We start from the raw sequence: 8,183 nt of genomic DNA on the forward strand, positions 1-8,183 counted from the left end.
TTCTCCGGATGGCCACCCCCGTGCGCCGGCTCCCGGGCCGCCTCACCGCGCCCGACCCCGGCTGGACGACGACCGCCGATGTCGTCGTCATCGGCTCCGGCATCGCCGGGCTCACCGCCGCGCTCCGGCTCCGCGAGGCGCTGCCACCCGGTGGTGTGAAGGTCCTGGTCGTCACCAAGGACGTGCTGGCCGCCGGCTCGACGCAGTGGGCGCAGGGCGGCATCGCCGCCGCGCTCGGGCCCGGCGACACCCCGGCCCAGCACGAGGTCGACACGCTCGTCGCCGGCGCGGGGGCGTGCGACCTCGACGCCGTGCGGGTGCTCGTCGAGGAGGGGCCGGACGCCGTCCGTGAGCTGATCGCGCTCGGCACCAACTTCGACCACAGCCCCGACGGCGAGCTCAGCCTGACCCGCGAGGGCGGCCACCACCGCGACCGCATCGCCCACGCGGGCGGCGACGCCACCGGCGCGGAGATCCAGCGCGCGCTGATCGCCGCCGTCGAGCGGGCGCCCGAGATAGAGGTGATCCAGCACGCGCTCGCGGTGGACCTGCTGCTCGCCGACGACGGTGGCGTCGCCGGGGTGACGCTGCACGTGATCGGCGAGGGCGTCCGCGACGGCGTGGGCGCCGTGCGCTGCCGCGCGGTCGTGCTGGCCTCGGGCGGCCTCGGGCAGGTCTTCTCCCAGACCACCAACCCCGCCGTCTCCACCGGTGACGGGATGGCGCTCGCGCTCCGCGCGGGCGCGACGCTGCGCGACCTCGAGTTCGTGCAGTTCCACCCGACGGTGATGTACCTCGGTCCCGACTCCCGCGGCCAGCAGCCGCTCATCTCCGAGGCGGTCCGGGGCGAGGGCGCGTTCCTCGTCGACGGTCTGCCGGAGGAGGGCGGCCACCGCTTCATGCAGGGCGTGCACGAGCTCGCCGACCTCGCCCCTCGCGACGTCGTCGCCAAGGCGATCATGCGCCGGATGATCGAGACCGGCCAGCCGCACATGTGGCTCGACGCGCGGCACCTCGGGGCCGACTTCTGGGAGCGGCGGTTCCCCACGATCCTCGCGACGGCCCGGTCGCACGGCGTCGACCCCGTCACCGACCTGATCCCGGTCGCGCCGGCGTGCCACTACGCCAGCGGCGGCGTACGCACCGACCTGTGGGGCCGCTCCGACGTGCCCGGGCTCTACGCCACCGGCGAGGCGGCGTGCTCCGGTGTCCACGGCGCCAACCGGCTCGCCTCCAACTCCCTGCTGGAGGGGCTGGTCTTCTCGCGCCGCATCGCGCAGGTGCTGCCCGGCGAGCTTCGCGAGTGGGCCGAGCCGGCGACCGACCGGCGTACGGCGGGCCTGGTCCCCGGCCGGCTGCGCCGCGACCTGCAGGAGACCATGACCGCCGAGGTCGGCGTGCTGCGCAGCGCGACCGGGCTGGCCGGTGCCACCGCGGTGCTCGACAAGCTGGCCGGCGTCGCGGCCGAGGTCGTCGACGTCGAGTCGTGGGAGACCACCAACCTGCTCACCATCAGCACCGCCCTGGCCGACGCGGCCGCCCTGCGCGAGGAGACCCGCGGGTCGCACTGGCGCGAGGACTTCCCCGAGCGCGACGACGAGCGGTTCGCCGGTCACTTCGACGTCGTGATGAGCGACGGCGAGACCGAGCTGGTCTTCGTGCCGAGCCCGGCGACGGACACGCTGTGAGCGCGGCCGCCCTCCACGACGAGCTCGCCGCGGCCGGCCTCGACCCGGTCGAGGTGCAGGCGGCCATCGACCGCGCGCTGGCCGAGGACGTGCCCGGCGAGGACGTCACGAGCGTCGCCACGATCGCGGCCGACGCGCGCGGCGAGGGGGTCTTCGCGGCCCGCGAGCCCGGCACCGTCGCGGGGCTCGGCATCGCGGCGCTCGTCTTCGAGACCGTGCTGGGCGACGACGTCGAGGTCAGTGACCGGGTGCCCGACGGCACGCGCGTGGCGGCCGGCGACGTCGTGATGCGCGTGGCCGGACCGACCCGGGGCCTGCTCACCGCGGAGCGCACCGCCCTCAACTTCGCCTGCCACCTCTCCGGCGTCGCCACCGCCACCGCCGCGTGGGTCGACGCCCTCGAGGGCACGAGCGCGCGGGTCCTCGACACCCGCAAGACGCTGCCCGGCTGGCGCGCGCTCCAGAAGTACGCCGTGCGCTGCGGTGGCGGCCTCAACCACCGGATGAGCCTCTCCGACCGCGCGATGGTGAAGGACAACCACGTGGTCGCCGCGGGCGGCGTGGTGCCGGCGTACGACGCCGTCCGGCGCACCTACCCCGACCTGCGCGTCGAGGTCGAGGTCACCGACCTCGACCAGCTGCGCGAGCTCCTCGACGCCGGGTGCGAGGAGATCCTGCTCGACAACATGTCCGACGAGCTGATGGCGGAGGCCGTCCGCGTCACGGCCGGCCGGGCGCGGCTCGAGGCCTCGGGCGGTCTCACCGTCGACCGAGCCCGCCAGGTGGCCGCGACCGGCGTCGACTTCATCTCGGTCGGGGCGCTCACGCACTCCGTGCGGGTCTTCGACATCGGTCTCGACCTCACCGAGGGCTGAGGGCGGAGCTCCCGTGCCCCTCCTCGCCGCCGACATCGGCAACAGCCACACCGTGCTCGGGCTGGTCGACGACGGCGAGGTCAGCGCCGACTGGCGGGTCGCCACCGACGACCGCCGCTCCGCCGACGAGTGGGCCGTCCTGCTGCGCGGCCTGCTCGGCACGGCGATCGAGGAGGTCGACGGCATCGCGGTGTGCGCCACCGTCCCCGCCGTGCTCCACGAGTGGCGGGAGATGCTCGGCCGGCACTTCCCCGACGTCACCGCGGTCGTCGTCGAGCCCGGCGTGCGCACCGGCATCCCGGTGCTGACCGACAACCCCCGCGAGGTCGGGTCCGACCGGATCATGAACGCGCTCGCCGCCGCCACGGAGTACGGCGGTCCCGCGATCGTCGTCGACTTCGGCGGCACCGCGACCACCTTCGACGTCGTCAACGGCGCCGGTCAGTACGTGGGCGGCGCGATCGCCCCCGGCATCGAGGTCTCCCTCGAGGCGCTGGGCCGCCGCGGCGCCCAGCTGCGGAAGGTCGAGCCGGTGCGGCCCCGCAGCGTGATCGCCAGGAACACCGTGGAGGCGCTTCAGTCCGGGCTGGTCTTCGGCGTCGCCGCGCAGGTGGAGGGCATCGTCGACCGGATGATCGACGAGCTCGGTGCCGCGCCCGCCGACGTCCACGTGGTCGCGACGGGCTACCTCGCCCCGCTGGTCGCCGACGAGTGCCGGTGCTTCACCGACACCGCCCCGTGGCTGACCCTTCGCGGTCTCGAGCTGGTCTTCGCCCGCAACACCTGACCGAGCCGCGGGCCACCACCGGCCGCCACCGAGTCGGACCGGTCCCGCGCGCCCACGTATATTGCCCAGACGTGAGCCAGCCCGTCGGGATCGTCATCCGCGCGCGGGGCGGACGCCTCCTGCTGGAGCGGGCACTGCGCAGCGTCGCCGCCCAGTCGCACGCCGACTGGACCGCGGTCGTGGTCGGCGCCGACCTCGGTGACCTCGGTGGCGAGGCCGCCGATCCGCGGGTGACCTTCCTCGACCTCCCCGGCGCCGGCGCGGCCGAGGCGGCGAACGCCGGGCTCGACGCGCTGGGAGCGCACGCGCCGGCGTACGTCGCCCTCCACGACGACGACGCGACCTGGCACCCGTCGTTCCTCGAGCGGGCGCTCGCGCACCTCGAGCACCACCCGACCGACGCCGCCGTGGCGGTCCGTGCCGAGGTCGTCGTCGAGGCGCGCGACGCCGACGGCGTCCGCGAGCTGAGCCGCGAGCCGCTGGCGCAGGACGACCACGAGGCCTCCCTGGTCGCCTCGGTGTGGGGGAGCTACCTCCCGGTCTGCTCGCTCGTCGTCCGCGACGACGCGCGCCGGGCCGTCGGCGGGTTCGACACCGCACTCGACGCGCTGGAGGACTGGGACTTCGTGCTGCGACTGCTCGCGCACGGGCGGGTCGGGTTCCTCGACGCCGAGCCGCTGGCCGCTTGGCACCACGAGCCCGACCTGCCGGACCACTCCGCTGCCGAGCTGAGGCTGCGCGACCGCTACGTGCGCCGCGACCTCGCGAGCGGCGCGGACGGCGTCAGCGGGCTCGGCGCGCAGCTCGGCCTCGCACACCAGCTGCGCGGCATCGGAGCCAGGAACGACGCCGCCTGGCGCGAGCTGTCGCGGGTGACCGACACGTGGGGGCACGCCCACCAGGACCAGCTCGACGTGGTCAGCACCGAGGTGCAGCTCGAGCTCGGCCGCCTGCGCGGCGAGATGCTGCTCATGCGCGAGATGCTCACCGACATCGAGGAGGACGTGACCGGCCTCGCCGAGCGGTTCGAGACGGCGCTGGCCAAGAACCGCAGGGCGAGCGAGGCCATGGTGCGTGCGCTGGTGGCGCGGCTCGACGAGGCCGGGCCGTCGAGGCCGGCACCGTGGACGGTCCGCCGGGTGGCCGGCGGCGTGCGGCGGCGCGTCTCCTCGCGCCTCGGCAGACGCTCCGGAACGGGCTCCGGGGAGGCCCCGCAGGCACCCGGGATGCTGCCCGGGAGCGGCCGCTCGCCGAATCGGGATCAGGACCCGCGGACGGTATAGTCCACGGAGCCCAGAGCGCGGGCGGAACTTGCCGCCGCGTCGTGTCCCCGTCCTTGTCGAGGATTTCGTGCGTCGAGCCGTCTTCTACCTGTTCTACGACCCTGACGGTCGGGTGGACGACTACGTCCTGCACACGCTGACCGGGCTCCGCGCCCACGCCGAGCACATCTTCGTGGTCTCCAACGGCCCCCTCGACGACGCCAACCGGGCCCGGCTCGAGGGTGTCGCCGACCGCGTCTGGGCGCGCGAGAACGTCGGCTACGACGTGTGGGCCTACAAGGAGGCCATGCAGGTCTTCGGTGCCGACGCGCTCGCGGAGTTCGACGAGCTCGTGCTCATGAACTGCACGTTCTTCGGGCCGATCGGCAGCTTCGACGAGCTGTTCGCGCGCATGGACGCGCGCACCGAGCTCGACTTCTGGGGCATCACCGAGCACGGCGCCAGCAAGCAGGTCCGTGACGGCAAGGTGCGGCCGCTGGCGGCACACCTGCAGTCCCACTGGATCGCCGCGCGCCACAGCCTGTTCACCTCCGAGGAGTGGGCGACCTACTGGCGCGACATGCCGATGATCGTGTCCTACGACGACAGCATCGCGCGGCACGAGGTCCGGCTCACGACGTTCTTCACCGACCACGGCTACAAGATGGCGGTGGCCTACCCGTCCGACGACTACGACTCGGCCCACCCGGTGATGGACAACGTCGCGCAGATGGTGCGCGACGGCTGCCCCGTCGTGAAGCGCCGCTCGTTCTTCCACGACCCGCTCTACAACGAGCGCAAGGCCAACGACGGACGGCAGATCCTGCGGCTCATGGAGGAGCGCGGCTACCCGGTCGAGCAGATCTTCGCCAACCTGGCCCGCACCACCACGCCGCGGCTGATGATGACCAACCTCGGCCTGCTCGAGGTGCTGCCAGACGTCGACCTGGGCTACGACGCGTCGCGGCCGCTGCGGGTCGCCGTCGTCGCGCACGTCTACTACCCCGACATGACCGACGAGCTCCTCGACCTCGTCGAGCGGCTGCCGGTCACCCCGACCATCGTGATGACGACCGCCGACGAGGGCCGCCGCCAGGAGATCGAGGCCGTGCTCGCCCGGCGCGGGGTCGAGGCCGAGGTGCGCCTCGTGGCCAGCAACCGGGGGCGCGACATCTCGGCGTTCTTCATCGACTGCCGCGACGTCATCGAGAGCGACGACCACGACCTCGTGGTCAAGCTGCACTCCAAGCGGAGCCCCCAGGACGGCTACAACATCGGCGAGCTCTTCAAACGGCACCTTTTCGAGAATCTGCTCGGCTCACCGGGTTACGCTGCCAACGTCCTGCGGCTCTTCCAACAGCACAGCTCCCTCGGCATGGTGATCCCGCCCGTCTACCACATCGGCTACCCCACGCTCGGTCATGCGTGGTTCCTCAACAAGGAGGCCGCGGAGGAGCAGGCTGAGCGCATGGGGATCAGGGTGCCGTTCGACGACAGCACGCCGGTGTCCGCCTACGGCAGCATGTTCATCGCGCGCCCGCAGACGCTGCGTGCCATCACCCGTGCGGGCTACGCGCACGACGACTTCCCCGACGAGTCGGGCTACGGCGACGGCGCCCTGTCCCACGTGCTCGAGCGGCTGATGACCTACGCCGTGCTCAGCACCGGTCACCACGTGCGCGAGGTGATGAACGCCGAGCTCGCCGCGGTCAACTACAAGTTCCTCGAGTACCGCGCCATCCGGATCGGCTCGACGCTCCCGGCCTACCCCGGTCAGCAGCTCAACCGGATCTCCAAGCTCAAGCAGTTCCGTCGCAAGACCCTCAAGCAGGGCATTTACGACCCCGCGCGCCGCGAGGAGATCCGCGCCGAGCGCGAGGACAAGCGGGCCGCCCGGCGCTCGACCGGCACGGCCGGCTCGACCGGCTCGTCTCCCGCGACGACGACGGCTCCGCGACGGTGATCGCCTCGCTCCTGAGCCGCGACAACACCGTCGCGACGCGGTTCAGCTCCCGCGCCAACAGCATCGGCTTCTTCCGGTGGCTGATGGCGTTCCTCGTGATCTTCTCCCACGCCGGACCGATCGCCGGGTTCTACCACGGCGAGGACCTCGGCGTGCAGATCAGCGACGAGCAGTCACTGGGTGGCGTCGCGGTCGCCGGCTTCTTCTTCTTCAGCGGCTTCCTGATCACCCGCAGCAGGCGCCGCACCGGCGTCGTGCGCTACTTCTGGCGGCGGTGCCTGCGGATCATGCCGGCGTTCTGGACCGCGCTGCTGCTGACGGCGTTCGTGCTCGCGCCGATCGCGTGGCGTCGCGAGACGGGCTCGATGGGCGGCTTCTGGAACGCCGACGTCGACTCCCCGCTCACCTACGTCTACCAGAACATGTTCCTCAAGCTCGACCAGCGCAACATCGCCGGGATGGGCAGCTCGGTGCCGTTCGCCAAGGAGGGCGGCTACGACTGGAACGGCTCGGCCTGGACGCTCCAGTATGAGTTCAAGGCCTACATCATGGTCGGGCTGATCGGCCTGCTGGGCGTGCTGGGCTACGCCGCGAGCAAGTGGGTCTCGACGTTCGTCGCGGTCGGCATCATCGCGCTCAACGCGATGCTGTGGACCGGCCACGTCAACATCTTCACCTGGGACAACCTGCTCTCCCGGGTCTTCGGCCACTCGTGGCTCGTCGACAAGGTCGACGCCTTCCTGTTCGCGCCGTTCGGGCATCCCTTCCTCGGCGACCCGTTCAACCTCATGCTGCTCGCGCCGTTCGCCTTCGGCATGCTGTTCGCGCTCTGGGGCGACAAGATCCCGGTCAGCGACGTGCTCGCGGTGGTCGCGATCGCCGTGGCCCTGTTCACCTACGACCAGGGCGGCTGGAACGCCGGCGGGCAGTTCGGGCTCCTCTACTTCCTGATGTGGGGCGCCATCCGCTGGACGAGGCTCCAGCACTGGGAGAAGTTCGGCGACTTCTCCTACGGCGTCTACATCTTCGCGTGGCCGCTGATGATGTTCGCCTGCTACTTCGGGCTGCAGGAGCGGGGCATGCTCGTCTACTTCGCGGTGCTGACGATCGCCGTGCACGCGATCGCGTTCTGCAGCTGGCACCTGATCGAGAAGCCTGCGATGTCGCTCAAGGACTGGTCGCCGGCGCCGGTCCTCGCCGCGCTGCGCGGCCGCAGGAGCGCCTCCGCCGAGCCGGCGGCCGAGCCGGCCGAGCCCGCCGAGCCCGCCGCCCAGGCGTCCGAGCCCCACCACCCGTCCCAGGGCCCCGGGCACCACGCCGCGGCCGGCCCTGCGCTCGTCCCCGCCACTGCGACAGAGGAAGGTCTCTGATGACCACCCCCGAAGGTCCCGCGACCCCGACCAGCGACGCCCCCGAGGGCGGCGAGGTCCTCGCGGAGGCCCAGCGCCCCAAGCTGACCAACCGGTTGCGGCTGCTGCCGCTCGCCGCGCTCTGCCTGGCCGTCGCCGGCACGGCCGTGACCGGCGCGATCCACGGCGGCACGCTCACCGCCAGCGGCGCGCCGCCGGCCGCGCAGCCGGACCCCGCCGCCGCGCAGGCGCAGGCCGA

Annotated in this window: 7 protein-coding genes; all 7 read left to right on the forward strand. The window is 72.7% G+C overall.

The annotated features are described in order from the left end of the window. Positions 1–8: 8 nt before the first annotated feature. Entirely contained in the window at positions 9–1,688 is a 1,680-nt protein-coding gene (locus tag G514_RS25915; RefSeq protein WP_036564339.1) for an L-aspartate oxidase, read from the forward strand. Then, positions 1,685–2,563: a carboxylating nicotinate-nucleotide diphosphorylase gene (gene nadC, locus G514_RS0109530; protein WP_028651560.1), complete on the forward strand. Its 879-nt coding sequence runs from the start codon at positions 1,685–1,687 to the stop codon at positions 2,561–2,563. Before G514_RS25915 ends, nadC begins: the two co-directional genes overlap by 4 nt. A gap of 13 nt (positions 2,564–2,576) precedes the next feature. Next, positions 2,577–3,350, forward strand: coding sequence for a type III pantothenate kinase (locus G514_RS0109535; protein ID WP_028651561.1), 774 nt, complete (start codon positions 2,577–2,579; stop codon positions 3,348–3,350). A gap of 71 nt (positions 3,351–3,421) precedes the next feature. Further along, positions 3,422–4,633 carry a glycosyltransferase family A protein gene (locus G514_RS29125; protein WP_051247224.1) on the forward strand — a complete coding sequence of 404 codons (1,212 nt, stop codon included), beginning with the start codon at positions 3,422–3,424 and terminating at the stop codon, positions 4,631–4,633. A 67-nt stretch (positions 4,634–4,700) separates the two neighbouring features. After that, complete coding sequence (locus G514_RS25925) at positions 4,701–6,575, forward strand: rhamnan synthesis F family protein (RefSeq protein ID WP_051247226.1); 1,875 nt, start codon at positions 4,701–4,703, stop codon at positions 6,573–6,575. After that, positions 6,572–7,945 (forward strand): acyltransferase family protein, encoded by a 1,374-nt coding sequence (locus G514_RS25930; protein WP_211222101.1) that lies wholly within the window; start codon positions 6,572–6,574, stop codon positions 7,943–7,945. The genes G514_RS25925 and G514_RS25930 overlap by 4 nt, the downstream gene beginning before the upstream one ends. Further along, the coding region (locus G514_RS0109555; protein ID WP_028651562.1) for a hypothetical protein at positions 7,945–8,183 on the forward strand (239 nt) is incomplete at its 3' end. The genes G514_RS25930 and G514_RS0109555, both read left to right, overlap by 1 nt.

The organism is Nocardioides halotolerans DSM 19273, from assembly GCF_000422805.1.
Lineage (GTDB): Bacteria > Actinomycetota > Actinomycetes > Propionibacteriales > Nocardioidaceae > Nocardioides > Nocardioides halotolerans.

Bases quoted from the DNA above. Each gene is read 5' to 3' on its own strand.
- G514_RS25915 (WP_036564339.1), top strand. From the start codon at position 9: ATGGCCACCCCCGTGCGCCGGCTCCCGGGCCGCCTCACCGCGCCCGAC.